The organism is Brevibacterium oceani (genome assembly GCF_017948325.1).
GTDB lineage: Bacteria > Actinomycetota > Actinomycetes > Actinomycetales > Brevibacteriaceae > Brevibacterium > Brevibacterium oceani.
Genome location: NZ_CP072846.1, coordinates 109365 through 136186 on the forward strand (window position 1 = coordinate 109365; position 26822 = coordinate 136186).

The window sequence follows — 26822 nt, forward strand, 5'->3', positions numbered from 1 at the left end:
GCACCTGCCATCACACCCACCACGAACATCAGGAGAATCATGACCACTGCAGCAACACGACTGACTGACAAGATCTGCGTCATCACCGGCGGAGCCTCCGGCATCGGGCTGGCCAGCGCCCGCCGGCTGACCGAGGAAGGTGCGAAGGTCGTCATCGGCGACCTCGACGAGGTCCGCGGTCCCGAGGTAGCCGACGAGCTCGGCGGTCTTTTCGTGCGCGTCAACGTCGCCGATGAGGAAGACGTGAAGAACCTCTTCGCGCGCACCGTCGAGCACTATGGTCGTGTCGACGTCGCCTTCAACAACGCCGGCATCAACCCGACCGACGACAATTCGATCCTCACCACCGATATCGCCGCGTGGTCGAAGGTGCAGACCGTCAACCTCACCTCCGTGTACCTGTGCAGCAAGTATGCGCTCGAGCAGATGGTCAAGCAGAAGTCCGGATCGGTCATCAACACGGCCTCCTTCGTCGCTCTCATGGGGGCCGCGACCTCGCAGATCTCGTACTCGGCGTCGAAGGGCGGAGTGCTGTCGATGAGCCGCGAGCTCGGCGTCCAGTTCGCCAAGGACGGCATCCGGGTCAACGCCCTGTGCCCGGGGCCGGTGAACACACCGCTGTTGCGCGAACTCTTCGCCTCGGACCCGGTGCAGGCACAGCGCCGACTCGTCCACTGCCCTGGAGGACGGTTCGCCGAGCCCGAGGAGATCGCCGCCGCCGTGGCCTTCCTCGCCAGCGACGACTCCTCCTTCGTCAACGCTTCGTCCTTCACCGTCGACGGCGGAATCTCATCCGCCTATGTCACCGCGGAGTAGGTTCAGCGCGGGGAGGAGAGCAATCGGAGGGGCGTCGCCGAGGTGGGGCCCGTTTGCAGTCGAGCCGATGGGTGAGAATGGTGCCATGAGCAGCGTGAGAATCCTTGCCATCGAGCATGAGAACGGCACCGGACCGCAGAGGTTCGGGCAGTGGCTGGAAGAAGCCGGCGCCGACGTGGTGGTCACCCGGCCGTACCTCGGCGAGGAGATCCCCGGCGAGCTGCTTGTCCGCGATCCACAGGGCGCCGAGCGCGGTGGGACCGGCGCATTCGACGCACTCATCGTCCTCGGCGGATCCGCCGGCCCGAGCGACGACGCCGACAATCCGTGGTTCCCGCAGGTCAGGGACCTGTTGCGGGAGTCGATCCGCGGAGAGTTCCCGAGCCTGAACATCTGCCTCGGCGGGGAGATGCTCGCGCTCGCCGCCGATGCCCCCATCTCTCGGCGGGCGCACCCGCAGATCGGGATCTACGAACTGGGAGCCACCTCGGCGGGGGAATCCGACCCGGTGTTCGGGTCGCTGGCCGGCGAACGGATGCCCGCGGTCCTCTTCCACCAGGAAGAGATGGCGCTGCCCGACGGGGCCGCACTTCTGATCACGGGTTCGGACGCGCCGGTTCAGGCCTATCGCCTCGGCGACTTCGCGTGGGGCACGCAGTTCCACCCGGAGACCGATGCGCGACAGATCGCCCGCTGGCTCGACGGGAACGACCTCGCCCTCCCGGCGGGCAAGACCGAGGATTCGATCATTGTCGAGGTCGAAGCCGCCGACGGTGAGCTAGTGGCACGCGGCCGCCGACTCGCCACCGCGTTTGTGGAGTTCCTCCGCTCGAGGTGAGGGTCCGAGGATCCACCGATTCGACGAACGGCTGACCCGACAAGGCGCACATACAACGAGGGAAGGCCGCGGAGTGAACCGCGGCCTTCCCTCGTCGTCGGCCGAGACCCGGAGGTCGGCCGGACTCGACCGATCAGGCTTCCTTGAGCTCCTGATCGGTGTTGGTGTAGTAGATCCCATCTCCTGTCGCTCCGACGAGCCCCATCGTGACTCGCAGGAGGCCCGGCTTGACGTCATCCATGGCCGGCGGAGTGTCGGGACCCAGGGTCAGCGACTTCCCGTCCTTCGTCGTCGCGGTGATCGAACCGATGTACACAGTGACATCGCCCTTGAGCGTCATATTATCGGCCGTGGTCACCAGCCCGAAGTCCTCGTCCGGCGGTTTCACCGTGAGTGAGAACCCGTCGACGGAGATCTCGTCGGCCTGGATCTTCAGGGTGACGATCGACCCGCCGTCTGACGTGGGCACGGAGACGAAGGAGATTCCCTTGAGACCCTTGAACGACAGGGACTCGGACCCCATGGCCGCGGGCGTCTTCGTGAAGACCGGAGCGTTGTCATCGCGCTGAGCGTCCGCAGGGAATTTGCCGTCGAGCTTCTTATCCGAATCCTCGTCGCCGTCGTCGCCGTCATCGTCGGGATCGCTGAGCCCCAGACCACCGGGATCGGTGGGTTCGGGCGAGGCCGAGTCCGATGGTTCATCGGTCGGCTCGTCCGTGGGACCAGGCTCCGGCTCACCGGGCTCAGAGGGCTTCGAGGTGGGATCATCCGTCGGCTTCGTCGGCATGCCCGGCGAGACGGTCCCCGCCGGTGCGGGGTTCTTCTTGGCCGAATCGGAATCACCCGAATCGGAATCCTTGCACGTGTCCGTCAGAAAGCACAGCGGCGAAGCCTGCGCGGCTGACACCGTTCCCACTCCGAGCGTCGCCGGGACGACGAGGGCAGCTGCCGCCAGGAGGGAGGCCGTGCGGCGGCTGCGTGCCCTCATCCGGAACCCTCCTCGGTGCCGTCGGACTTCTTCTTCGGTTCGCGCGGTCCCATCCACGCGACGATGAGGATCGAGCCGATGGTGGACAGCAGCATGCCGATGATGAATCCGCCGAGGTTCACTCCGATGAGCGAATAGACAGCGAGCACAAGCGCGATGATGCCGTAGAACACATGGTGCGTGGGCCTGAAGATCGAGAGCAGAGCGAGGACGACGATGACGATCGGAAGCACCGTCGCCTGCAGTCCCTCGATGCCGAACTGGATCTGCATGTTGCCGAGGTCCAACTGACCGGAGAAGAACAGCTCGATTCCTCCGATGACCGCAAGCACACCCCCGATGAAGGGACGCTGCCGACGCCAGTGCTTGAATCCTCGGCGGTCTTCGGCACCTTCGCTCATCTCGGCTTCCTCGCTCCTGTCAGCGACCCCTGCCTCCGACGTCGCGGCGGCGAACTCCGCCGTCTCGACGTCGGATTCGGGGTGGTCGTGCTGCTCACTGGCGCGTCGACTCCGCCGAGACAGCGCCAGCAGGCTCGACTTCTGCACGGTGGCCTCCTGTTCGGTCGCCTCCCGTTCTTCGGTCGGCTGCCCGTTGGCTGCTGAGTCCTTCATCAGTCGCACGTCTCGGATCCGTCGGTGAGCTTCAGCGACATGTCCTTGAGCGTGAAGACCGAAGCCGTGGTCGACCACGAGTCCTGCTTGAGGTCCTTGATCGAGACGGTGTCGGAGTCCTGCGAGAAGTCGCCCTTGCTGCCCTTGGCCTTCGTGTTGACCTTGGAGGCGTCGACGCCGATGCGGATGTTCTTGAACTCAGCGTCACCCTTGAGGCCGGTCATGCCGATCTGCAGGTCCTTCGCCGAGGCGGGGGTGCCTTTGCCGCCCGCCTTGATCAGGATGCCGACCTTGCCCAGAGGAGTGTCCTGGACTGCCGACTGGCAGAGATTCTCCAGGGTCGCATCCTTGATGTTCGCAGTGACGACCGGGTGCTGCTTGCCGTCAGCGTCCTTGGCGACGCCGCTGTACTGGGAGAAGCCGGTTCCCTCGAGCTGCGAGGATGCGATCTTGAACTGGGTGCCGGAGATGGCGAACGACACCGGAACCGCGCCCTGGGCCACCCCGCCCATGAGCAGGGCGGAAACGACTCCCGTGGGAATCGCGAGCATGGCGACCCGCCCTGTATGTGATTTGCCGAGCTTGCGGATGGCTTCAAACTTCGGGAACTTCATTGATCCTCCTCTGGAGTCCGACGGCTGCGTCGGCATGGCAACTGTGACATATGTTACTACGGGGTATTACCCGACAGTATCGTGCCCGTAGTTTTCGCGTCAACCGCGAATTTCGCGCCGGCCCGCTGTGCGGGGCCCTCCGGCGTCGGGTTCGCTGGAGGGAGCCGGCCTGTGGGTGACGCAAGCGCGAGTATCGTCCCAGGTCGCAGTCGGGGCTGACGTGGTGTTCGCCGAGGCGGCCGTCGGCGGGCCCGCCGACGTCAGAGTCGCTCGAACTCGTCGTGCAGAGCGGCGCGCAGGGCGATGATCCGCGGGGTTCGTGCGCTGCCGCGTCGAATCGCCGTCGAGATCCGTCTGCTCGCAGGTGTCGGCAGTGGACTCACCGAGACCGACTCGAGGTCGATGCCGCCGCTGACCGCGCCGGCTCGCAGTGCCATCCGAGGAACCAGCGCCGAGGTGAGGCCGAGGGAGACGAGCCGGACGAGCAGGACGTTGTCCGAAGACTCCACGGTCACCTGAGGTTCGAACCCTGCCCGCCGGCATTCGGCTCGTGACCAGTGCCCCGCGCGGGTGTCGGCCGGCTCCATGGCCCAGGAGTGGCGCGCGCACTCGGCCAGGGGCGGCGTCGAGGTTGCGGAGTCACGTGTTGCGGAATCGCGGACTGTGGCGGGAGTGATGAGGCAGAGTTCATCGTCGCCGAGCGCCTCGGACTCCACTCCTTCGTCGCGGCGAGCCGGCCTGGAGGGATAGTCCTCCTGGAGGACGAGGTCGAAGTCGCGGGCCAGCAGAGACGGCACCCCGGCCTCGGCGCGGATGTGCGTGGTGATGACCTCCAGATCCGGATGGTTTCGAGCCAGCCGGGTGAGCGCTCCCGGCACGATCGTGTGCAGTGCCGTCTGGAAGGCCGCGATGCGCACGGTGCCGCCCACCCGGTGCCGGACCCCGGCGATCTCGGCCTCCGCCGCCTCGAGCTCACGGAGGACCACCTCGGTGTGGGTGACGAGGATCTGCGCCTCTTCCGTCAGGCGCACGCCGCGTCCCACGCGTTCGAGCAGCCCCGCCCCGACCTCGGTCTCGAGGATCTTGAGCTGGTGGGAGACCGATGATGGGTCCTGGCCCAGGGCTGCGGCGGCCGCCGCGAGGCTGCCGCGGGTTCCCACCTCTCGCAGCAGGCGGAGTCGTCTGAGACTGAGCATCATGCCTCCAGTTGGCGTCGAATCATGGGTTGGCGCCGGATCAGGAAGTCGGCGTCAATACATGGGAAAGATTCATGAATGGTAGTGAGAAATATTCTATCGATCTCATGAATGCGCGACCGTAGGCTCGAATCGACCGCCGGCACACTTCCAGGAAAGGACTCGTGAATGACCGCCAACACCACCTCCGCAGACTTCCGCATCGACGGAGACCGCCTGTGGGCCGACCTCACGGAACTCGCCGCGATCGGCGCCTACGACGATGAGGCGACCGGCCTCGTCGGCGTCGACCGCCAGTCGCTGACCGACGACGACCGTGCCGGTCGTCGGCTGCTGATCTCGTGGATGGAGGAGCTCGACCTCGACGTCACGATCGATGAGATGGGTTCGATCTTCGGGCGCCGGGAGGGTGAGGACCCCGAGCTCGCCCCGGTTCTCATCGGCTCGCACATCGACACCGTCGCCACCGCTGGCGCCTTCGACGGCTGCCTCGGAGTCCTCGGCGGACTGGCTGTCCTCCGTGCCTTCGCCGAGGCGGGCCTGCGGACCCGTCGCTCGATCGTCGTGGCCGCGTGGACCGAGGAGGAAGGCGTGCGATTCGGCACGGACATGCTCGGCTCCGCCGTTGCCGCGGGGCGCCTCGGTCTTGACTACGCCTACGGACTCACCGACGCCGCCGGACTGAGGTTCGGCGACGAACTGATGCGCATCGGATTCCGCGGGGACCGCCCCGTGCTGCTCGACCCGCCGCACGCCTACCTGGAATGCCACATCGAGCAGGGCCCCGTCCTCGCTCAAGAGGACCGCCAGATCGGCATCGTCACCGGAGTCCAGTCGATCTCCTGGCAGAAGGTCGCCCTCCACGGGCGCGCCGCCCACGCGGGAACCACCCCGACGGAGCTGCGCATCGACGCCGGACTGGCCGCCGCGCAGATCGTCGTCGAGGTCAGGCGAATGGTCGACTCCGGAGCCTATGGGCGCCTGCGGGCCACCGTCGGGCACATCGCGACCTCTCCCGGTCTGCCGAGCGTCGTGCCCGACCGGGCCGAACTCACCGTCGACCTGCGCAACCCCGACGATGCGGATATGGCCCGCGCCGAGGTGGATTTTGCGGCCTTCCTCGACACCCTCCCCGAGGCTCAACCGGGCCTGCGGGTCGAGACCGCACAGATGGCGAGGACGAAGGCCGTGCCCTTCGACGAAGGCGTGCAGGATGCGCTCGAGGCCGCGGCCAAGGAGCACGGCTATGACTCGCTGCGGCTGATGTCCGGTGCGGGCCACGACGCGCAGGAGATCGCCGCGATCGCCCCGGCTGCCATGGTCTTCGTCCGCGGGCAGTATCAGGGAATCAGCCACAACCCGCGCGAATACTCGACTCCCGAAGACTGCCGGGCCGGCGTCGAGGTCCTCGCCGCGGCGGCGCTGGAGCTGAGCGCCTGAGGCCACCTCAGATGGCAGTCATCGATCTGTCGGGACCGCCATCGATCTGCCGGGGATCAGCGCACAGGCGCATCCGGGCCGAGCGGGATGCCCAGGCCCCACCAGAGGAAGAACAGCAGGCTCCAGCTGATCGTCATGCACACGGCCAGCGGGAGGGTGTGTGAGGCGAGCGTGCCGATGCCGGCGTTCTTCTGGTACTTCTGCATGAAGCCGAGCGCGAGGATGAAGTACGGGCTCATCGGGGTGATCGCCGTCGAGCCGGAGTCGGCGATGCGGAAGATCGCCTGCGAGGTCTCGGGCGGGACCTCGAGGAGCATGAGCAGCGGCACGATGACCGGGGCCATGATCGCCCACATCGCCGAACCGGAGGTGATGAGCACGTTGACGACCGAGAGGACGAGCAGGACGAGGATGAAGACGACCCAGGTCGGCAGGCCGAGCCCGGTGAAGAGCTCGGAGACCGAGACGGAGACGAGCATGCCGATGTTCGTCCACTCGAAGTACTCGAGGAACTGGGCGATGGCGAAGAAGAGGACGAGGACGCCGGCGATCGACGCCAGCCCCTGACCCATGAGCTTCGGGACGTCGGACCAGGTCTCGATCGAGCCCTCGCGGAAGCCGTAGACGATGCCGCCGATGCCGAAGAGCAGGGCGATGAGGAAGGCGATGCCGGTGAGGAACGGGGACTCGCCGAACGGACCGTCGCCGCGCAGCGGGGCGCCGTCGGGGACGACGAGGACGACGATGGCGATGACCGCGGCGATGACGGCGAACATGGCCAGGCGCAGAGCCCTGCGCTCCTTGTCGGAGATGACGAGGCCTTCGTATTCGGCGTCCTCATCGGCTTCGAGGTTGTCGCGCTTGGTCAGCACGAGCTCGGTGACGATGGTGATGACGACGGCGAGCAGGATGGAACTGGCGATGTTGAAGTACCAGTTGCCGATCGGAGTGACGATGTAGTCGGGGTCGATGATGTTCGCAGCGGCGGATGTGATGCCCGCGAAGATCGCGTCGTTGGGAGTCGGGATCGGACTCGCATCGTAGCCGGAGGCGATCGAGGTGTAGGCGACGATGACGCCGAGGACGGGGGAGCGGCCCACGGCCTTGAACACCATCCCGCCGAGCGGGACGAGGATGACGTAGGCCGCCGCCGAGGCGACGTGGGAGACCGTGCCCATGAACGCGACGGTGAACACGATGAGTCCGGCGGGGACCCGGGCGATCGAGACCTTCATCGCCGTCGACAGCAGGCCGGTGCGTTCGGCCAGGGCCACGCCCATGATGACGACCATGATCGTGATCAGCGGAGGGAAGGACTGGTAGGCGTCGAGCGCGGTGCTCACGGCCATTGCGACGCCGTCGCCGCTGAGAAGGTTGTGCACCGGGGTCCAGTCGCCGGTGCCCGGATCCTTCACCCCGGCGCCGACCGCCGAGAGGATGAGGCTGCACACGGCGAGGATCGCGGCGAGGATCCAGAACAGCCAGAACGGGTTCGGCAGCTTGTTGCCGACGACCTCGATGACGTTGAGGGCGCGGATGACGAGCGGGAGCTTCTCCTGCTCGGAGTTCTTCGTGGTGGGTGTGGTCGTTTCCATGGCGGGCTCCTGAGGGTCCGGCGGATCGGCCCTGGCGGTCCGGTCCGGGGGAGTTTTCGGGCAGGACTCGGCTGGGCCCGTGAACTCCATTGGTCTGGAAGGATCGGTGGTCTGGTGGCTGGTCGGACGGGTCGGTGGGCTGGTTAGAGTCTCTGCATCTCCCGGCAGTAGGCGACGAGTGTGTCGATGACCTCGCCGAGGATGCCTTCCCCGGCCGTGGCCGTGGCCGTCCGTGGGTCGCCCAGGACCCCGTTCTCGGCGTAGCGATCGAAGGTCACGGCCGTCGACGGCGACTTCGTCCTGCTCAGTCGTGACCGCGGGTCGAGATCGGCCAGTGTCGTGGCCCCCGGGTTCAGGTGGGCGGTGTCGACGAGACGTTCGTCGATGGCGAGCATCTGCGAGGTCTCGGATTCTCCGCAGTGGCCGCTGACCTCGGTGCGCGGCAGGGCCGCGGTCGACGAGGTCGCCAGGGCGGAGACGGGGGAGTAGGCGAAGACGAGGTCCGGGTGGGTGCCGAGCAGGGTCTGCTGGGCGACCCCGAGGGCGGCCATGTTTCCGCCGTGGCCGGTGAGGACGAGGATCTTGTCGAAGCCGGCGTCGGCGAGCTGACTCGCCACCGAGGTGACGAGGTCGACGAAGAGTCGGGGTCCGATATTGATGGTGCCGGGAAGGAACCGGTGATGCGGGGAGACGCCGTAGTCGATGCTCGGCAGAACGAAGGCGCTGCCGGATGCGTCGCCTGCGTCGGGCCGGGCTGCTTCGTGGAGCCGGGCTGCTTCGTGGAGGCGGTCGACGACGGCGCGGGCGACGTGGTCGGCGCGGATGCTGTCGGTGCCCAACGGCATACCGTCGCCGTGCTGTTCACAGGCACCGACGGGCAGGATGAGCAGGCTGCCGCGCTCCTTGGCCACCTCGACCTCGAGGGAGGTGAGTTCGGCGTAGTCACGGATGTGCGGGCGGATCTCGGTGATCGTCGGACGGGTCATCGTCGTGATCCTTCCGTGGGGTCGGTGTCGTCGGGGTGGGCGGCGTCGACTTCCTGGACCGTGTCGTCCGCCTGTCTCGTTTCGTCGGTCCAGTCGGCGAGGACAGTGGACTTGATCGCCTCGAGGTGCTTGCGCGTGCGGTGAGCGGCCTCGAAGCCGTCGCCGCGGCGGATCGCATCGAGGATGTCGGCGTGCTCGTCATGGTCGCGGAGGCGGTCGTAGGTCGTGCGGGCCGCCTGCTGGGTGCGCGAGTGGATCGCGAGCAGGGACACGAGCATCTCATGCAGGGCACGATTGCCCGAGGCCCGAGCGAGCTCGACATGGAAGTGTCCGGCAGGCACCGCGGTCTCGACCTGGAGGGCATTGTCGAGGGCCGAGGCCATCGAATCCACGGCGTCAGCGTCCTGGACCGAGGCGGCGAGTTCGGCGATGCCGGGTTCGATGGCGATGCGGGCGTCGAGGAGTTCGATGGCCGCGGCGAGGTCGACGGGCACATAATGCGGATTGTCGAGGATGCGACGGTTGATCGCCTCACGGACGTAGGTGCCCGAACCGTGCTTGAGCTCGACCGAACCGGTTGCCTCGAGGCGGCGCAGCGCCTCGCGGACAGTGGGCACGGTGACCTCGAATCGCTCGGCGAGGACCTTTGCCGAGGGCAGGCTCTGCCCGGGCCGGAGGTTCTCGGTGCGGATGGTCTCGACGATCTCGCGGGTGAGGCGTTCGACGAGTCCCATGGATGATGCTGGCATGGCACTCTCCTTTAAGTGTTTAAGTCATCTAATCACTTTGGGATCGGGTGTGTCAACGGTCACTTCTGTTCGGACGCTGGGTGGTCAACTCTGTGCCGGCCCCTCGGTCGCGCCCGGATGGCTGGTGAAGAAGTCCCAGATCGTGTCCGTGGCCGAGAAGTGCTCGGTGACGTATCCGCCGCCGCTGTAGACGACCTCACCGGGCCAGACGTGTCCGCCGTCGGCGACGGAATAGAGCTCGACCTCGGCGGACTTTCCCGGCTTACCCGAATTCCCTGGCTTTCCCGAGGCCCCTGAGCTCCCGGCCTGCCCGTCGCATTTCTTCCAGAGGGTGCGGGTGACGTCCTCGCCCTTCCGTCCGACGTTGCGCTCGGTCATCACCCGACAGCCCGCGGCCTCGACCCAGGGCTGGATCCATTCGCGCACGCCGGGGTAGGTCTCGCCTTGGCGCTCGCCTCCGTCGTAGTGCATCGTCTTGTCCCCGGTGCCGTGGATGGCGAGGACGGGCGTCGGCGTCTTGTCGTCGCAGTCCTCGGTCGACTGCGGGTAGTAGGCGCCGGCGACGGGAGCGAAGGCCGAGAAGCGATCGCGCAGCTGGCAGGCGAGCACGGAGACCATTCCGCCGCCGTTCGACTTGCCGGTGGCGAAGACGCGATTGAGGTCGATGCAGTGTTCGGACTCGATCGAATCGAGCAGATCGGCAACGAACGCGACGTCATCGGCGCCGCTGGCATACGGGGCACCCTGCCAGGACCGTTTGCCGTCTTTGAGATCGCCGTCGGGGAAGACGGTGATCGCCGGCAGGGTCGGCAGGCCCGTGTAGTTCTGGAACTCGGCGCCGTCGGAGCCGTTGCCGTGGAACCCGAGGACGAGCGGAAGCGGGGTCGAGGCGTCATAGTCCCGGGGGATGTTGATCCGATAGCTGCGTTCTCCGCTCGCCGAGGTGATCGTCCGTTCGTCATTGCCCGGAGTCTGTTCGGTGCCGCAGCCGGCCGATGGTGCGGCGGGCATCGTTGTGCCCGTCGGCATCGTCCCGCTTGATGGCTGTGTGGCGCTGTTCGTGGGAGTGGCTTCTGCGGGGGAGGTCTGCCCGGCGGGCGAGGCTCCCGTCGCCGGCCCGGCGGTTCCCGTCAGAAATGCGAGGCTTGCGGTGGCCGCAAGCAGGGCGGTCGTGATGCGTTTCGTCGTCGATGACATCCTCAGTCCTTTGATCGTCGGTGATCGTGAAGAGGACTCTAACACAAGTCATCAGATGACTATAAGAGTGCCGTGTGGTGGGGCTGGCAAACGCAGGGGCAGGTCCGCTGGGTTCTCAAGTCTGTGCGGAACTCAAATGCTGCGCGGCGAGTACTCCGCGATCGTCGACCAGTTCGTCTTCGTCAGTTCGACGGCGCGTGCGTGGTCTCCGGCACGGACGGCGGCGATGATCTCGAGGTGCTGTTCGGGGGAAGCCGAACCCTTCATCGATTCGAAGTGGAGGAACTCGGCCCGGCGCAGATTGGCGGTGACGACCTCGAGGTGGTCGGGGATGAGCGGATTTCCGCTGCGGAGAAGCGCCACTTTGTGGAAGTCGTCGTCGGCGGCGATCGCTGAGTCGATGTCGTTCGACGTCAGCGCGCTGCGCAGTCGGTCGTTCGCCTGCTCCATCTCCACGAGGTCGCCCTCTGCGAGATGAGGGAAGGCGAGGTCCATTGCGAGGGCGTGCAGCTGGGCCGCGATCTGACGGGCGTGGACGATGGCCTCGGGGTTCTCCGGTGCGACGCGGGTCATCCGTCCCGGCTGGGCGATGACGAGGCCGGCCTGCGCCAGACGCTGCAATGCCTCGCGCACAGGGGTTCGGGAGACCTGCAGCCATGCGCCGAGCTCCTGATCGCGCAGCTGCTCGCCCGGGGCCAGCTGGCCGCGGACGATGGCATCGCGGATCGCGACGTAGACGTCGTCGCGCAGCAGGGTGCGGTGAGCTACCGGTGAGTCCGTGGGGATCGGCACGCTCGGTCCTTTCGTTCGCAGGCGACGTTCTCCTGTTCTCAGACTTCTTGGTCTCAGAGTTCTTGTTCTCGGACGACGTCTCGTCGGGGTTCCCGGTTTCGGGTGGCTTCTTTCATTGTATGCGCGACCAGAATGCAATATATTGCATATTGCCATGTGTGATCCGCGCCGCCGCGTGATCGTCAGCTGCGACCGCGCCCGCGCCACAGCAGAACTGCGCGCACCGAAACACCGTGAGCACCGCACCACCGCGAAACCCGCACACCCCGAGAGAACAGAGGACACGATGGCCATCACCGATTTCGAGCGCTACCCGCTGACCTTCGGGCCGAGTCCCGTGCACACGCTCGACAGACTGAGCGACCACTTCGGCGGGGCTCGGATCTGGGCCAAGCGGGAGGACGTCAACTCCGGCCTCGCCTTCGGCGGCAACAAGACTCGCAAGCTCGAGTACATCGTCCCCGACATCCTCGCCTCGGGCGCGGACACCCTCGTGTCCATCGGCGGCTACCAGTCCAATCACACCCGCCAGGTCGCGGCCGTCGCGGCCCACCTCGGGCTGAAGGCCCGTCTCGTCCAGGAGCGCTGGGTCGACTGGGAGGATCCGGGCAATGCCTTGGTCGGCAACATCGAGCTCTCCCGCATCATGGGCGCCGATGTCCGCCTCGACTCGGCCGGATTCGACATCGGCATCCGCTCGAGCTGGGAGAACGCCCTGGCCGAGGTCGAGGAATCCGGCGGCACGCCCTACCCGATCGCCGCGGGAGCCTCCGAGCACAAGTTCGGCGGACTCGGCTTCGCGAACTGGGCCTATGAGGTCGCCGAACAGGAGAAGGAGCTCGGCGTCTTCTTCGACACCATCGTCGTGTGCACCGTGACCGGTTCGACGCATGCCGGCATGATCGCCGGATTCGCCGCCCTCGAAGCCGCCGGCGGCCACCCTCGCAAGGTCATCGGCATCGACGCCTCCGCCACGATCGAAAAGACCCGCGACCAGGTCAAGCGGATAGCGAACACCACCGCCGAACTCATTGGGCTCGGCCGCGAGATCACCGATGACGACGTCGATATCCGCACCGGCTGGGAAGGCCCCGCCTATGGCATCCCCGACGATTCGACCGTGGGCGCAATCCGCACCACCGCCCAGCTCGAAGGCGTCATCCTCGACCCCGTCTACGAGGGCAAGTCGATGGCCGGGCTCATCGACCTCGTTGCTGAGGGCACCATCGGCAAGGATTCGACCGTCCTCTACGCCCACCTCGGCGGGCAGCTCGCACTCAACGCGTACTCCTCGATCTTCTGACCGACACTTCGTGCAGGCGGTGTCGACTGCGCTTTCAGACCAACGGCGCACGGTTCGATCCGTGCGGATTCCGTCGGATCGGATTCGGAATCCGCACCACCTCGGCGATGGTGTCCCGACCGAACTCGGACTGATGATTCCCCCAGGTTCCGGCACTTGTTGCGCAGGTCACGGATTGATAGCGTGTGAGGCAGGCATACGCAATCCGTCGATTTCGGCGGCGAACAGGTATGCGATTGCTTAATCGGCGCCAACAGGCGCCCGAAGTCGAAGGAGTCTGGAATGAGCAACGTAGGCAGTGCCGCAGGCGGCTACCGTGTCGAGAACCCGGCCACCGGTGAAGTCGTCGAGAAGTTCGACAACGCGACCGACGAGGAGATTCAGCAGGTCCTCGAAGCCGCGCACAAAGGCTTCGAAGAATGGCGCGAGAAGACCATCGAAGAGCGTGCCGCCGTCGTCAACAAGGTCGCCGCCCTGTTCGGTGAGCGCAAGGCCGAACTCGCCGAGATCATCGCCGAGGAGATGGGCAAGCCCACCGCCGAAGGTGAGGAAGAGGCCGAGTTCTGCGAGGCCATCTTCAACTACTACGCCGACAACGGACCGAAGTTCGCCGCCGACGAGCCCATCGAGTCGATGTCCGGAGGCAAGGCCTTCATCCAGCGCCGTCCCGTCGGTGCGCTGCTGGGCATCATGCCGTGGAACTTCCCCTACTACCAGGTCGCCCGCTTCGCGGCTCCGAACCTCGTGCTCGGCAACACGATCATCCTCAAGCACGCCGAGATCTGCCCCCGCTCCTCGGCGAAGATCGCCGAGATCATGAAGGAAGCCGGCATCCCCGAGGGCGTGTACTCCAACGTCTATGCCACCCACGAGCAGATCGAGACGATCATCGCCGACGACCGCGTCGAGGGCGTGTCCCTGACCGGTTCCGAACGCGCCGGATCGGCCGTGGCCGCGACCGCCGGCAAGCACCTGAAGAAGGCCGTGCTCGAGCTCGGCGGCTCCGATCCCTACATCATCCTCGACACCGATGACATGAACGAGGCCGTCGACACCGCCTGGGGCACCCGCCTGTACAACACGGGCCAGGTCTGCAACGCGAACAAGCGGATGATCGTCATGGACGACATCTACGACGACTTCGTGTCCGGTCTGACCGAACGGGCGAAGTCGTGGGAGAAGGGCACCCCCGCCGAGGCTGGGGACGGCAAATACTCGCCCCTGTCCTCGCGTTCGGCCGCAGAGAACCTGCGCAAGCAGCTCGACCGTGCCGTCGAGCAGGGTGCGACCCTGGTCGGCGGCGAACTCGCGACCGACGGTTCGGCCTATGTCTCGCCGGCCGTGCTCACCGGGATCACCTCGGAGATGGACGCCTACCGTGAAGAGCTCTTCGGTCCCGTGGCCACCGTCTACAAGGTGGGCAGCGACGACGAGGCTCTCAAGCTGGCCAATGACACGCGCTTCGGCCTCGGCGGTGCCGTGTTCGCCAAGGATCCCGAGCGTGCCGCGAAGCTCGCCCAGCGTCTGGACGTCGGCATGTCGAACGTCAACACCCCTGCCGGTGAGGGCGCGGAGATCCCGTTCGGCGGCACCAAGCGCTCGGGCTTCGGCCGTGAGCTCGGCCCCTACGGCATGGACGAGTTCGTCAACAAGCGCATGTACTACGTGGCCGACTGAGGTTGCTGGAGGGTCAGCCTTCCAGCTCGGCTTTCGCCGAAACCACTGTGGAGCGTCGAGACAACGGTGGGCACGCACCGTTGTCTCGGCGCTCCACCGTTGTCTCGGGGCCCATGTGTCGCCTCGGCGCTCAGCTCTCGAAGTCCCAGGTCGCCTCGTCGGGCAGGTCCGGCATCGGCCAGGCTGGGTCCGGGTGGAAGTCCGGGTAGTCCGAATCGAAGGGGAAGCGCCACGCCTCGATGTCCTCGACGGCGGAATCGGCTGCGGCGCGGATGCGAGCGACCTTCTCGTCGGAGAACATCCCGGCCTCACGAGCGAATTCGAGTTCGTCCTCGTCCTTGAGCTGGTGGTTGCCGGCAGCATCGACGACGATGTCGAGGACGTGGTCGGCGGTGAGGATGCCGCGATCGAAGCGGACAAAGGGATCCTCGAGGTTGACGTAGAAGGAGTTGCGGCGGCCCGAGGGCGTTTCGAAGAACCACACCGAATAGTCGAATCCCGGCTGGAAGACCGCGACGATGCCCGGACCCTGCCAGCGTTTGAGCCCCTGTGCACGGGGTGCACCGAACCTGGCGGGCCCGTCGGCGGTGCGGATGCCGGAGCCGTCGGCGAGGACATGATGGAGCATGCGGGTCCCTGACTCGAGCCACACCGCAAGGTGGTGCTCATCGTCAGCGATGACCGTGACCGGACGCTGATCGTACAGCCCGGGATGGGCCGGGTTCGTGTACGTCCACAGGATCTGGTCGCCGCGGCGCCACCTGGGATGTTGCGTGGTCGGTGCGGGAGAATGCGGTTCTCTGGTGTCGTCCATACCTGCAATCATGATTGTGACACCTGACTGTTCGCTCCGATCGTCTGCTTCGATCCGCCCGCAGGTGACGCCCGAAGGGCGATGTAGTGTGGAAGCGAAGTCACCGCTCAGGGAGGTCAGATTTGCCGATCACGTCGAGCATTCTCGAGGTCGCCAAGGCCCATCCCGACCAGCTCGCGATCGTCGGTGCTGATCAGCGGCTCACCTACGGCGAGCTCGTCGCGGACTCCCGCTCCCTGTTCGCCGCCGTCGACTCCCTCCACGGCGCGCAGTCCGCACCACCGCATCCCGCCCCCGAGACCGAGGGCATCCCGATCACGGCCGTCAGCCTCACCTCGGCGTTCGAGACCTCCCGCATCATCGCCGGGCTCGCCGGCTTCCGTGCGGTGTCGGCCACGATCGATCCGCGCTGGCCGCTGAACCACCAGGTCGGGGTCATCACGACGACCGGAATCGGCGTCGTCATCAGCGATTCGACCGACCTCGCCGAGGCGCTCGCCTCCTCCGCATGGACGGGCACCGTCGTCACGCTCGCTCAGCTGCGCGAACTCGAAGCTGACGTGGCTGCCGGCGCGCTCACCACGGCGGCCATCGGCGAAACGACGACGACCCCACCGACCGTCCGCGACGATGCCGAACCGTTCCTCATGCTCTTCTCCTCGGGCACGACGAGCAATCCCAAGGCCTTCATCAAGACCCGCCGGCAGTACCGCGACAACGTCGCCGTCTCCTCGGCGCACCTCGAACCCTTCCCGGGCGTCGCGACGCTCGCGCCCGGGCCCGTGTCCTACAGCCTCACCCTCTACGCCGTCATCGAGTGCCTCGCCACCGGCGGCAGCGTCCACGTCGCCGACGAGTTCGACCCGTTCACGATGGGCGCACGCATCGCCGACGAAGCCATCACCCGCATCGTCGCCGTCCCCGCTGTGGTGCGTGCCATCGCCGAGGCGGCTCGCCGTTCCCCCGAGCGGTTCCGAGGTCTCGACCTCGTCGTGACCGGGGGAGCGAACCTGCCGGCGAGCATCCGGAGCAGCCTCGGCGAGGTGCTGCCCGAGACCCGGCTGATCAGCTACTACGGTGCGGCCGAGATCGGATTCATCGGAGACAGCCGCGACGGCGACGGCACCTGGATCACCGTCTACGACACGATCGGGGCTCAGGTGCGCGACGACGACGGCATGCGGTTGCCCGACGGAGAGATCGGCACTCTGTGGATCGAGGCGGCCGCGTGCTCGTACGGCTACGTCACCGGCACGACCGAGGACGTGCTGCGCGGTCCCGACGGATGGGCCAGCGTCGGCGACCAGGGCCGGATCGAGAACGGACTGCTCCAACTGGCCGGCCGCGCTGGGGACATCGCCATCACCGGAGGGCACAAGGTGTCACTGCCCGAGGTGGAGCGCGCGTTCGAGGCGTTCTCGCTGGTCGGGACCGCCGGCGATAGTGGGGTGACCGGCGACGGTGGGTCTGCAGGCGACTGTGGGTCTACCGGCGACGGCGGGTCTGCTGGCGACGGACGGCCCCGCCTCGGCGAAGTCTGCGCGATCGCGCTGCCCGATGACAGCCTCGGCAGCATCGTGGCCCTCGTCATCGAGGTCGGCTCCGGACCCGACGCCGCGGCGACCATGCAGGGCACGCCCGACAAGGCCGCGCTGCCCGACAAGGCCGCACTGCTCGCCCATGCCCGCGCGCAGCTGGCCCCGCAGTTCGTGCCGCGTCGGTTCTACACACTCGACCGGCTGCCGCGAACCGTCGGTGGGAAGATTCGGCGCGCCGAAACCGTTGAGCTGATCATGAGCGGACAGGGAACGCGACTGTGAACACTCCCGACGAACAGCGGAGCCGGGCCGACGGGTATCGCGAGGTCGTCGTCACCGGCCTCGGCGCCATCACCCCGAGCGGGCTCGACGCCGATGCGTTGTGGGAGTCTGTGCGATCCGGGCGCAGCGCCATCGACGTTCTCGCAGGTGAGCAGTTCGATGACCTTGCCGTGCGGATCGGCGGGCAGATCAGAGACTTCGACGCCGAGGCGGTCCTGCCCAGGGCGCTCGCCCGCCGGCTGAGCCCCGTCCAGCACTGGGCCATCGCCGCCGCCGACCAGGCGCTCGCGCAAGCAGGAATCCCGGCCCCCGCCGACGACCTGCCGTGGGACCGCGATCGCACCGCCGTCATCGCCGCCACCGGTTCCGGCCCTGTCGATGCGATGCAGGCCGCGACCCGTGCGCTCGACGCCGACGGTCCCCGCGGAGTCCCGCTCACCCTCGCCATCCATGGGGCGCCGGACTCGGCGGCCGCGCTCATCAGTCAGCGCTTCGACCTCCGCGGACCCGGACAGGGAGTCTCGGCGACCTGCGCGTCGGGAGCGATCGGCCTGGGAGAGGCGATGCGCCGCATCCGTCACGGTTACGCCGACGCCGTGCTCGTCGTCGGCATGGAGGACTGCCTCGGCCCGGTCAACCTCGCCTCGAACGCGAACATGCGAGCACTTGCCGCAGGCTTCGAAGGCGATCCGGCTGCGGCCAGCCGGCCCTTCGATGCAGGACGCAATGGCTTCGTCATGAGCCAGGGTGCCGCCGCGATCCTCCTCGAATCCGCGTCTTCGGCGGCCTCACGTGGAGCGACGGCGCTGGCCGAGCTCGCCGGTTTCGGCGCCGCCAGCGACGCCCACCACCCGACGAATCCGCATCCGGGTGGACGGGGAGCCGCCTCGGCGGTGGTGCAGGCCTTGAACGACGCCGGGCTGGGACCCGGCGACCTCGATCACATCAACGCCCACGCCACGGGCACACCGGCCGGTGATCGCGCGGAACTCGCCGCGTTCGACTCAGCCTTGGGCGAGGCCGGGCGGACAATCCCGATCTCGGCGACGAAATCGTCGACGGGGCACCTGCTCGGCGCCTCCGGGGTGGTCGAGGCGATCATCGCGATTATGACGATGCGGGATCAGGTGCTTCCTCCGACGCTCAACCTCGGTGATCCGGAGTTCGACGATTGGGATATCGTCGCAGGTCAAGCCCGGGATCTGCGTGCGAAATCGACCGGCGCCGAAGCGGCCGTGGACACCGTGCTCTCGACATCGTTCGGGTTCGGCGGGCACAACGGAGCGATCATCCTGCGGCGTCCGAGGCGCTGATGAACGGCCCCGCCTGCCCCCGTGCGAAGTCAGCCCTGCCCCTCATCCCCGCATTGAAGGAGAACCATGACCGACCGTGAGATCCACCTCGGCGAGCTGGCCGAGACCTACCTGCCCGATGACCTGCTCGAACGCTTCCGCGAACGTGCCGAGACCTACGACCGGGAGAACCGGTTCTTCGACGAGGACCTCGCCGAGCTCAAGGAGCGCGGCTACCTCACACTCTTCGTCCCCGAGTCATTCGGCGGACCCGGGTTGAGCCTGTTCGAGGTCGCCCGGCTGCAGCAGCGGCTGGCCTCGGCGGCCCCTGCGACGGCGCTCGCGATCAACATGCACCTCATGTGCACGGGAGTGGTCAAGGCGATGAACGATCGCGGCGACGCTACGCTCAACTGGGTGTTCGACGAGGTCATGACCGGTGAGATCTTCGCGTTCGGGATCTCCGAACCTTCGAACGACTGGGTGCTGCAGGGCTCGATCACCGAGGCGGTGCCCACTGCCGACGGCGGCTTCGAACTCACCGGGGTGAAGATCTTCACGTCCCTGTCGCCGGTGTGGACGCGGCTCATCGTCCACGGATCCGTGGTGACCGACGAAGACGGGATCGCCGGCCCGGACGCCGACGAACCGGCCGAGGGCGAACTCGTCTACGGGTTCATCGAGCGCTCCGCTCCCGGCATCACCGTCTCCGACGACTGGGACGTGCTGGGCATGCGGGCCTCGCAGTCGCGGGCGACGATCCTCGAGAACGTGCCGATGAAGCCCGAGCGGGTCTCGCGGGTCATCCCCGCCGGCAAGCATCCTGACCTGCTCACCTTCGCGATCACCTCGAACTTCCAGCTCCTCATCGCCGCGGTCTACGCTGGGGTCGCTGCGCGGGCCCTCGAGCTCGGCGCGGCGGGACTGCACAAGCGGAAGTCCGCAAAGGCCGGAACCACTTTCGCCGAGGTGCCCGAAGCCCGCACGCGCCTGGCCGACGCGCACCTCGACTTCCTGCCGGTGACCGCGATGATCGACGCGTACGCGCGGGACTTCGATGACCTCGTCGACCATGGCGCCGGTTGGCCGCTGCGGCTTGTGGGGGCGCGCATCAGATCCGCCGAGGCGGCCCGGCGCTGCGCGGAGACTGCACTCATGTGCACGAGCGGCAGCGGGTTCGGCAACAATCACGAGCTCTCACGGATCTATCGGGATGCCGCGGCGGGCCTGTTCCACCCGCCGAGCGCCGATGCCGCTCGCCCGATGTATGCCGCTGCCCTGCTCGACGGGTGAAATGTGGCGCGCTCGTGCGCTTCGTTCGCGCCGAACCCGGTTCGGCTGTCACCGGCCGGCGTCGTTCAAGGCGGAGCGCACCTGTCGAGTCGTGCGCCGGTCGACACGTGCGCTGGCGCTTGAACGAGGCACGGGCCGGAATATGTCGCCCACATGCGGTCGCCTCTCCCGGGCCAACAGTGAGGGCGGCCAGAGTGGGTGGGGAATTCCCGGTTTTCGACGCGGCCGACTACATTGCCGACTCTGATGATGCGGCGACTCTGCTGACGACTGCGCTCGAGGACTCAGCGGATGATCCCGGAGCACTGCCTGCCGCACTGGGGATTCTTGCGCGTTCCGGCAACATGAGTGAACTCGCTCGAAGAGTGGGGATGAGCCGTGACGGCCTCTACCGAGCCCTGTCCGCTGATGGAAACCCAAGGTGGTCGACAGTGCTCCGGGTTACGCAAGCACTCAATCTGCGGTTGGAAGTGCATCAGGAACCGCGGTCAGCTTGATCGGCTGTCGCTGTTCTCGCTCAGGTAGCGCGAAGCTCGAAAGAGCCGCCGCCGGCGACGACTTTTTCGAGTTTCGCGTTACCTGAGAGCTTCGTGCTTGCGGGTCTGATGTTCCGCGGCCGGCACCCAGCGAGGATCCGGCTTCGCCAGTGTCACGACGATGACGACCACGAGGTTTGCCGCGACCGCCCAGAGGCCGCCGTTGATGCCGAGCAGCGGATCGTTGCCCGTGTAGTGGAGGGCGACCATGACGACCGAGCCGACGATGAGGCCCGCCGCAGCCGCCTGCTTCGACATCCGCGGCCAGTAGAGTGCGAGCAGCGCCGCGGGCACGACCTGGGCCAGGCCCTCGTAACTGAGCACCGACAGCTCGACGAGCGCATCGGGCATGAGCAGGCTCATCACCAGCGCGATCACGCCGACAGCCAGGCACACCCACTGGGACAGAGTCTTCTGGCGCAGCCCTCGAGCGGCCAGCTGCTCACTCGTCAGCGAGGCCGCATCCTTCGGACCGGCCAGACCGCCGCCCAGAACAGTCCGGCCCCACATCGATCCTATCGAGAGCATGTACACGCTCATCGGCACGATCGCCGACAGCGCACCGGCAACACCGATGAGCGCAACGATCGGTGCCGGCAGAGAGTCGATAACCACGGAGAACAGAGCCAGATCCGCATCCTTGAGGGCAGGGACCACGAAGAGCGCAGCCACGCCGACCATCATCGGCACGAGCAGCAGCAGCTGGTACCACGGCAGGATGATCGAGTTCCGGCGCAGCGCATTCGCCGAGGTGCCCGACAGGTACCCGGCGATCGACGTCGGGAACACCGTGATCGTGATCCCGTTGAGGATGATCGTCGAGATGAACCACGCACTGCCGTAGACCCCGTCGCCGGCCCCCGGGAAGGTCAGCCACTGCGACTTCTCGACAACGAGGCGATCGAGCAGCGGCGCGAGCCCGTCGAAGTAGTGCAACGGCACGTAGACCGCGAGGAACGCGACGGCGAGAATGACGAGTCCGTCCTTGAACACCGATACCCACGCGGAACCGCGCAGACCCGAGAAGAGGATGAACGCCTCGGCGACGATGAAGGAGATGATCGCGGCGATCTTGAGGTCGATCGCGCCGTAGCTCATCGCGTTGACCACGGCACCCATGCCCTGGATCTGCAGCTGGATGTAGGGAACGATGAAGATCGTTGCGAGCACGGCGACGAGGATCGCCAGCCCCCGCGAACGGAAACGGTGTTCGACGATATCGGAGAGGCTGACGAGCTTGTGCCTGGCCGCATACGTCCAGAACAGCGGGCCGACGAGGTAGGCGACGACGAGCCCGATGCTCAGGTAACCGATGAGGTAGAGAATCGGCACGCCGTAGGAGTACGACCAGCCGGCGGTGCCGAGGAACGAGAACGACGTATAGGTCTCACCTGCCATGAGCAGCAGGATGAAGATGAAACCGAGGCCGCGCCCGGACACCGACCATTCGTCGAGGGATTTCTCGCGCCCGCGGCCCGAATAGACGCCGATGCCGATGGTCGCGAGCATGGCCAGGCCGAAGATGATGCAGGCGATGATCGCTGGCGTGCTCACTTGTCCGCCTCCTCGTCGTCGGTGCGGGGCGTGTCAGTCGCGGGGCGGTCACCGGCCACCGGGTCGATCGCGTGGTCCTCACCGAATGCGACGTCGGAGGGAATGTGTTCGGGGAGGTCATCGCGGTAGAAGCGGTCCCCGCGGGCGGCCATCCACACGAAAGCCCAGGTGAGGATCGTGACGATGATCGTGTAGGTGACGATGAACGGCAGACCGAAGAGGCGCGGTTCGACCGAGTTCGCGACCACCGGGGTGAGCGCGTAGAGGATCACCGGAATGATGAGGAGCAGCAACGACCATCGCCGAGGCGGCCCCGACCGAGGTGACGAATCGTGCGTCCGTGACATGGACACCCCTTTCCTTGAGCTCGCGTCCGCTGGTCCACAGACTCGGCAAGGCTAGTGGCGTCGATCACCCGGGACGGAGTGCGGTCCGGATCGTGGAATCGTCACGATGGCGTACGGTTCATGCAACGTCGTTCAAGGCGGCGCGCGTCTGTCGAATGGTGGGCCTATCGACAGACGCGCTACCGCTTGAACGACGTCGCTCCGGCGGTTCTCAGAGCTCGGGGAGCAGTGAGATCGGGTTCTCGATGCAGTCGGCGACGAAGGTGAGGAACTCGCTCGGCTCCTGACCGTCGCACGCCCGGTGGTCGAAGACGAAGGACAGGTACATCACCTTGCGCACCGTGAGCTCGCCGTCGACGACCCACGGGCGGTCCTTGATCCGGCCGAGACCGAGCATGGCCACCTCGGGGAGGTTGATGATCGGCGCCGAACCGTCGACGCCGAACACGCCGTAGTTATTCAACGTGAACGTCCCACCCGACAGTTCAGACGGATCGAACCTGCCCGAGGCGGCCTTCCCGACGGTCTCGGACACCGAATCGCGCAGCTGCCGCAGGCTCATCTCGCCGGCACCGTGCACGACAGGAACCATGAGTCCGCGCGGAGTCTGCGCAGCCAGGCCGAGGTTGATGTCGCCGTGGGTGACGATCTCGCCTGCGGCCGTGTCGATCGAGGAGTTGATGATCGGGTACTTCTTCAGCCCGGCGACGACGAAACGAGCGACGAGGGAGAGCAGCGAGTACTTCTCGCCGGTGCGCGTCTCGAGCGCCTTCTTCGTCGCCAGCAGCTCGGTGGCGTCGACGTCGAGCCAGATCGTCGCCTCGGGAATCTCCTGCCGGGACCGGGTCAGCCGTTCGGACACGACCTTGCGCAGGCCGGTGATCGGGGTGCGGGTGTCGCGCTCGCCCTGCCCGGCAGAGGTAGGCACGCCCGCCGAGGTGGCTCCACGGTCCGTGCCCATGCGAGGTTCGGCGGCCGGTGACGTCCCCGCGGGGACGTAGGCGGACGGTGCTCCCGCGGGGACGCTTGCGCTCGCAGCACCGAGGTCGGGTGTCGCGCCGGTCTCGATGGCTGCGAGCACATCGACCCTGGTCACGACCCCACCGGAACCGGTCCCGGCGAGATGCTTGGCGCTGATTCCGTGATCCTTCGCGAGCTTGCGTACGAGCGGTGAGGACACAGGAGAGACGGTCGGTCCTGCCGTAGGTGCGCCGGACTCAGTCGTGCCGGATCCGGCCTCGGTGGCTGCCGGTGCAGGTTCGTCGGTGGCCGGGGGAGTGGTCGCCGATGGCGGAGTGTCTGGCGTTACGGTCGTGGTCGAAGGTGCAGCGTCCGCGCCGGCTCCGGTCGACGGCGCATCTGCGGATCGTTTCGTCGAGTCGAACGAGCGCTTCTTCGTTGACCGGGTCTTCGGCTCCGAGGTGCCGTAGCCGATGAGGTTTGCGCCGCTGGATTCGGAGGTTTCGGCGGACGGAGTCGGTCCGGCGGACCGGCTCGCGCTCGCAGGCGCCCCACCGTCACCTTCGTCGTCAGCACCCATCCCGGCCCCCGCCTCGGCGACGGAGAGCAGGGCCTGACCTGCTGAGACAGTATCCCCGGCGGCGGCATGCAAGCCGACGATGTGCCCCGCATATGGGCACGGAAGCTCGACGACGGACTTCGCGGATTCGACCTCGACGACCATCTGATCGACGTGGACCTCATCGCCCACGGCGACCTTCCAGGAGATCAGCTCCGCCTCGGTGAGCCCCTCGCCGAGATCGGGAAGGATGAACTCGCGCGTGCCCGTCCCGCGGGCCCCGGGATTCAATCCGGTACTCATATCCGCACTCATCACAGCTCCCAATCCCAGGACTCGAGCGCATCGAGCACGCGTTCGACGGTGGGCAAGTAGAACTCCTCGAGCTTCGGCGACGGATAGGGCACATCGAACCCGGTGACCCGCAGGATCGGGGCCGACAGGGAGGTGAAGTTGCGTTCGGTGACTCGCGCGGCCACCTCGGCGCCGTAGCCGCCGAACTGGGCGGCCTCGTGGATGATCGCCGCCCGCGAGGTCTTGCGCACCGACTGAGACACCGTCTCATCGTCGAACGGTGAGAGCGTGCGCAGGTCGATGACCTCGATGGACAGTCCGTGCTCGGCTCCGGCCTCGGCGGATTCCAGGGCCGTGCGCACGGTCGGACCGTAGGCGAGCAGGGTGGCGTCGGTACCTTCGCGGATGACCTGCGCGCGATCCATCGGCGCTGTGGTCACGGGAAGGCTGACTGTCTCCTTCATCCAGTACCGTGACTTCGGCTCCATGAACACGACCGGATCATCGGAGGCGACCGACTCGCGCAGCAGCGAATACGCATCGGCCGGATTCGACGGGGTGACGACCGTCAGCCCCGGCGTCGACGTCCAATAGGCCTCGGATGAATCCGAGTGGTGCTCGACCCCGCCGATGTCACCGGCATAGGGGATCCGGATCGTGATCGGCAGGCTGATGCGGCCCTTCGTGCGGTTCCGCATCTTCGCCACGTGCGAGACGATCTGCTCGAACGCGGGGTAGGCGTAGGCGTCGAACTGCATCTCGACGACCGGGCGCATCCCGTTCATCGCCATCCCGATCGCGGTGCCGATGATCCCCGACTCTGCCAACGGCGAATCCCAGACCCGGTTCGCCCCGAATTCGGCGCGCAGTCCTTCGGTGACGCGGAAGACCCCGCCGAGGCGGCCGACATCCTCGCCGAAGACGAGGACGCTGTCGTCCTCGGTCAGACAGTCGCGCAGTGCCTGGTTGAGCGCCTTCGTCATCGTCACCGAGGCGGGCTTGGCCTCGGGAACGGCCGCGTCATTGTTCGCCGAGGTGGCTGCGCCCGTTTCACCGTCCACTGCGGTTGGGTCGGTGGGTGCGGGAACTCCGGTCTCGACGCTCATGCCTGCCCTGCCGCTGCGAGTTCTGCTCCGGCGAGTTCGGCCTCGAGGACCTGCTGCTGTTCAGCAAGCGCGGTCCGCGGGCGGGAGTAGACGTGGGCGAAGAGTTCGCGCGGGTCGATCTCGGCCTCGGTGTTCATGGCATCGCGCACGGATGCGGCGAGGGTCTCGGCCGCCTCGGCGACCTCGGCGACACCGGCATCGTCGAGGCCACCGGTCTGTCGCAGATACTTCTCGAGACGGTCGATGGGGTCGAACTGCTTCCAGTGTTCGACCTCCTCGGACTCGCGGTACTTCGTCGGGTCGTCGGAGTTCGTGTGCGATTCCATCCGGTAGGTCAGGCATTCGATGAGGGTCGGGCCGTCGCCGCTCCGGCCTCGCTCGAGGGCGGCGGAGACGGCGGCGAAGACGGCCGCTACATCGTTGCCGTCGACACGCAGGCCGGGCATTCCGTAGCCGGCGGCGCGGTCTGCCAGCATCGTCGCGTTCGTCTGTTCGCGCAGCGGGGTCGAGATCGCGTACTGATTGTTCTGGAGGACGAAGACCGTCGGCGTCTGCCACACCGAGGCGAAGTTGAACGCCTCATGGGTGTCACCCTCACTGCTGGCACCATCGCCGAGGAAAGTCAGAGTCGCCGCGTCCGTGCCCTTGAGCTTCGCGGCCATCGCGAAGCCCGTGGCGTGCAGGGTCTGCGTCGCCAGGGGTGTCGCCGCAGGTGAGGTGTGGTATTCGTGCGGATCGAACCCGCAGTGCCAGTCGCCGCGGAAGGCGGCGAGGATCTCGGCCACGGGCACACCGCGGGTCAGCAGCGCCGCCGAGTCACGGTAGGTGGGGAAGAGCCAATCGTTCGGTGCCAGTGCCGTGGTGGCTCCCACCTCCGCGGCTTCCTGCCCTGCCGCGGACGGATACGTCGCGAGTCGGCCCTGCCGGGTCAGATGGGTGACCTGCGCTTCGAATCGGCGGACGAGGACCATCTGCCGATAGAGACCGATGAGCGTGGTGTCGCTGGGGATCCGCAGTCCCTCGGTCGGGGTGTCGGTGGGCTGCCCATCGGCGCCGATGAAGCTGATCGGCTGCAGCTGGGGCAGAGAGCGGCCTGTGGTGGGAACGTCAATGGTCATGGCCCCATGGTGGCGTGAGCGCGGTCACGATTCCACGGCTTCGCGGCAGGTGAGGACGGGCGGCCATTCGTCGCGGGAACTCGGGACGAAAGGGTCGGCTGTGGCTGGTCGTGTGGACGTTTGGCTCTGCGCTCGGAGCTCGAAATCTGCGACCGACGACAGTCTTTGCGCGGGAACTGGAGCTGTCGGAGAAATTTCGTCCTGATAGTTGTGCCCCTCACGATCACAGGTTAGGCTGACCTATGAGATTTAGGGAACATTCGTGTGGCCTTAAGGCAGTTGACACACCTGCTTGAAGTCGCGAACCCCTGATTCTCACTGTTT

24 protein-coding genes are annotated in these 26822 nt (G+C 66.8%); 9 read left to right on the forward strand and 15 right to left on the reverse strand.

The annotated features are described in order from the left end of the window. Positions 1 to 39 precede the first annotated feature (39 nt). Both J9314_RS00485 and J9314_RS00490 read left to right on the forward strand, forming a co-directional pair. Positions 40 to 816, forward strand: a complete 777-nt coding sequence (locus J9314_RS00485) for a 3-oxoacyl-ACP reductase (RefSeq protein WP_181274173.1) — start codon at positions 40 to 42, stop codon at positions 814 to 816. Positions 817 to 901: 85 nt separating this feature from the next. Further along, positions 902 to 1654, forward strand: a complete 753-nt coding sequence (locus J9314_RS00490; RefSeq protein ID WP_210603972.1) for a type 1 glutamine amidotransferase — start codon at positions 902 to 904, stop codon at positions 1652 to 1654. Positions 1655 to 1787: 133 nt separating this feature from the next. On the opposite strand, the gene J9314_RS00495 is transcribed toward J9314_RS00490, so the two are convergent. The 4 genes from J9314_RS00495 to J9314_RS00510 all read right to left on the reverse strand — a co-directional run bounded on the left by J9314_RS00495 (position 1788) and on the right by J9314_RS00510 (position 5069). Then, positions 1788 to 2642, reverse strand: a complete 855-nt coding sequence (locus tag J9314_RS00495) for a hypothetical protein (protein WP_210603973.1) — start codon at positions 2640 to 2642, stop codon at positions 1788 to 1790. Next, positions 2639 to 3256 (reverse strand): DUF6114 domain-containing protein, encoded by a 618-nt coding sequence (locus J9314_RS00500; protein WP_181274170.1) that lies wholly within the window; start codon positions 3254 to 3256, stop codon positions 2639 to 2641. Before J9314_RS00500 ends, J9314_RS00495 begins: the two co-directional genes overlap by 4 nt. Further along, complete coding sequence (locus tag J9314_RS00505; RefSeq protein WP_210603974.1) at positions 3256 to 3870, reverse strand: DUF6230 family protein; 615 nt, start codon at positions 3868 to 3870, stop codon at positions 3256 to 3258. Before J9314_RS00505 ends, J9314_RS00500 begins: the two co-directional genes overlap by 1 nt. Before the next feature lie 260 nt (positions 3871 to 4130). Continuing rightward, complete coding sequence (locus tag J9314_RS00510; RefSeq protein WP_210603975.1) at positions 4131 to 5069, reverse strand: LysR substrate-binding domain-containing protein; 939 nt, start codon at positions 5067 to 5069, stop codon at positions 4131 to 4133. Positions 5070 to 5234: 165 nt separating this feature from the next. Between J9314_RS00510 and J9314_RS00515 the strand changes: the two genes are divergently transcribed. Next, positions 5235 to 6506 (forward strand): M20 family metallo-hydrolase, encoded by a 1272-nt coding sequence (locus tag J9314_RS00515; protein WP_210603976.1) that lies wholly within the window; start codon positions 5235 to 5237, stop codon positions 6504 to 6506. Between the two features lie 56 nt (positions 6507 to 6562). Here J9314_RS00515 and J9314_RS00520 read toward each other — a convergent pair whose 3' ends face one another. The 5 genes from J9314_RS00520 to J9314_RS00540 form a co-directional block, all read right to left on the reverse strand. Next, positions 6563 to 8101 (reverse strand): AbgT family transporter, encoded by a 1539-nt coding sequence (locus J9314_RS00520; protein ID WP_210603977.1) that lies wholly within the window; start codon positions 8099 to 8101, stop codon positions 6563 to 6565. Between the two features lie 143 nt (positions 8102 to 8244). After that, a complete protein-coding gene (locus J9314_RS00525) occupies positions 8245 to 9087 on the reverse strand; it encodes a creatininase family protein (protein ID WP_210603978.1) in 843 nt (280 codons plus the stop codon). Next, on the reverse strand, positions 9084 to 9836 hold the full coding sequence (locus J9314_RS00530; RefSeq protein ID WP_210603979.1) for a FadR/GntR family transcriptional regulator: 753 nt from the start codon (positions 9834 to 9836) through the stop codon (positions 9084 to 9086). The genes J9314_RS00525 and J9314_RS00530 overlap by 4 nt, the downstream gene beginning before the upstream one ends. A gap of 84 nt (positions 9837 to 9920) precedes the next feature. Continuing rightward, complete coding sequence (locus tag J9314_RS00535) at positions 9921 to 11033, reverse strand: CE1 family esterase (RefSeq protein ID WP_210603980.1); 1113 nt, start codon at positions 11031 to 11033, stop codon at positions 9921 to 9923. A 132-nt stretch (positions 11034 to 11165) separates the two neighbouring features. Then, the gene (locus J9314_RS00540; protein WP_210603981.1) at positions 11166 to 11825 is read right to left on the reverse strand and encodes a GntR family transcriptional regulator; all 660 of its coding nucleotides are present in this window, start codon (positions 11823 to 11825) and stop codon (positions 11166 to 11168) included. 286 nt (positions 11826 to 12111) lie between these two features. On the opposite strand from J9314_RS00540, the gene J9314_RS00545 reads away from it, so the two are divergent. Together J9314_RS00545 and J9314_RS00550 are read left to right on the forward strand one after the other, a co-directional pair. Further along, positions 12112 to 13128: a 1-aminocyclopropane-1-carboxylate deaminase gene (locus J9314_RS00545; protein ID WP_210605464.1), complete on the forward strand. Its 1017-nt coding sequence runs from the start codon at positions 12112 to 12114 to the stop codon at positions 13126 to 13128. A gap of 282 nt (positions 13129 to 13410) precedes the next feature. Continuing rightward, positions 13411 to 14805 (forward strand): NAD-dependent succinate-semialdehyde dehydrogenase, encoded by a 1395-nt coding sequence (locus J9314_RS00550; protein ID WP_210603982.1) that lies wholly within the window; start codon positions 13411 to 13413, stop codon positions 14803 to 14805. 130 nt (positions 14806 to 14935) lie between these two features. On the opposite strand, the gene J9314_RS00555 is transcribed toward J9314_RS00550, so the two are convergent. Further along, entirely contained in the window at positions 14936 to 15619 is a 684-nt protein-coding gene (locus J9314_RS00555; protein ID WP_210603983.1) for a ribonuclease FAU-1 family protein, read from the reverse strand. 122 nt (positions 15620 to 15741) lie between these two features. On the opposite strand from J9314_RS00555, the gene J9314_RS00560 reads away from it, so the two are divergent. The 4 genes from J9314_RS00560 (at position 15742) to J9314_RS00575 (ending at position 20521) form a co-directional block, all read left to right on the forward strand. Beyond that, entirely contained in the window at positions 15742 to 17439 is a 1698-nt protein-coding gene (locus J9314_RS00560; RefSeq protein ID WP_210603984.1) for a class I adenylate-forming enzyme family protein, read from the forward strand. Then, the gene (locus tag J9314_RS00565) at positions 17436 to 18752 is read left to right on the forward strand and encodes a beta-ketoacyl-[acyl-carrier-protein] synthase family protein (RefSeq protein ID WP_210603985.1); all 1317 of its coding nucleotides are present in this window, start codon (positions 17436 to 17438) and stop codon (positions 18750 to 18752) included. Before J9314_RS00560 ends, J9314_RS00565 begins: the two co-directional genes overlap by 4 nt. Before the next feature lie 66 nt (positions 18753 to 18818). Then, complete coding sequence (locus J9314_RS00570) at positions 18819 to 20024, forward strand: acyl-CoA dehydrogenase family protein (protein ID WP_210603986.1); 1206 nt, start codon at positions 18819 to 18821, stop codon at positions 20022 to 20024. Between the two features lie 194 nt (positions 20025 to 20218). Next, the gene (locus J9314_RS00575) at positions 20219 to 20521 is read left to right on the forward strand and encodes an addiction module antidote protein (RefSeq protein ID WP_210603987.1); all 303 of its coding nucleotides are present in this window, start codon (positions 20219 to 20221) and stop codon (positions 20519 to 20521) included. Between the two features lie 78 nt (positions 20522 to 20599). Here J9314_RS00575 and J9314_RS00580 read toward each other — a convergent pair whose 3' ends face one another. The 5 genes from J9314_RS00580 to pdhA all read right to left on the reverse strand — a co-directional run bounded on the left by J9314_RS00580 (position 20600) and on the right by pdhA (position 26498). Continuing rightward, positions 20600 to 22114, reverse strand: a complete 1515-nt coding sequence (locus J9314_RS00580; protein ID WP_210603988.1) for a sodium:solute symporter family protein — start codon at positions 22112 to 22114, stop codon at positions 20600 to 20602. Beyond that, on the reverse strand, positions 22111 to 22461 hold the full coding sequence (locus J9314_RS00585) for a DUF3311 domain-containing protein (protein WP_210603989.1): 351 nt from the start codon (positions 22459 to 22461) through the stop codon (positions 22111 to 22113). The genes J9314_RS00580 and J9314_RS00585 overlap by 4 nt, the downstream gene beginning before the upstream one ends. 211 nt (positions 22462 to 22672) lie before the next feature. Next, positions 22673 to 24283, reverse strand: a complete 1611-nt coding sequence (locus tag J9314_RS00590) for a dihydrolipoamide acetyltransferase family protein (RefSeq protein ID WP_210603990.1) — start codon at positions 24281 to 24283, stop codon at positions 22673 to 22675. A gap of 11 nt (positions 24284 to 24294) precedes the next feature. Then, complete coding sequence (locus J9314_RS00595; RefSeq protein WP_425514170.1) at positions 24295 to 25380, reverse strand: alpha-ketoacid dehydrogenase subunit beta; 1086 nt, start codon at positions 25378 to 25380, stop codon at positions 24295 to 24297. Further along, complete coding sequence (pdhA, locus tag J9314_RS00600; protein WP_210603991.1) at positions 25377 to 26498, reverse strand: pyruvate dehydrogenase (acetyl-transferring) E1 component subunit alpha; 1122 nt, start codon at positions 26496 to 26498, stop codon at positions 25377 to 25379. Before pdhA ends, J9314_RS00595 begins: the two co-directional genes overlap by 4 nt. Between the last annotated feature and the right edge of the window lie 324 nt (positions 26499 to 26822).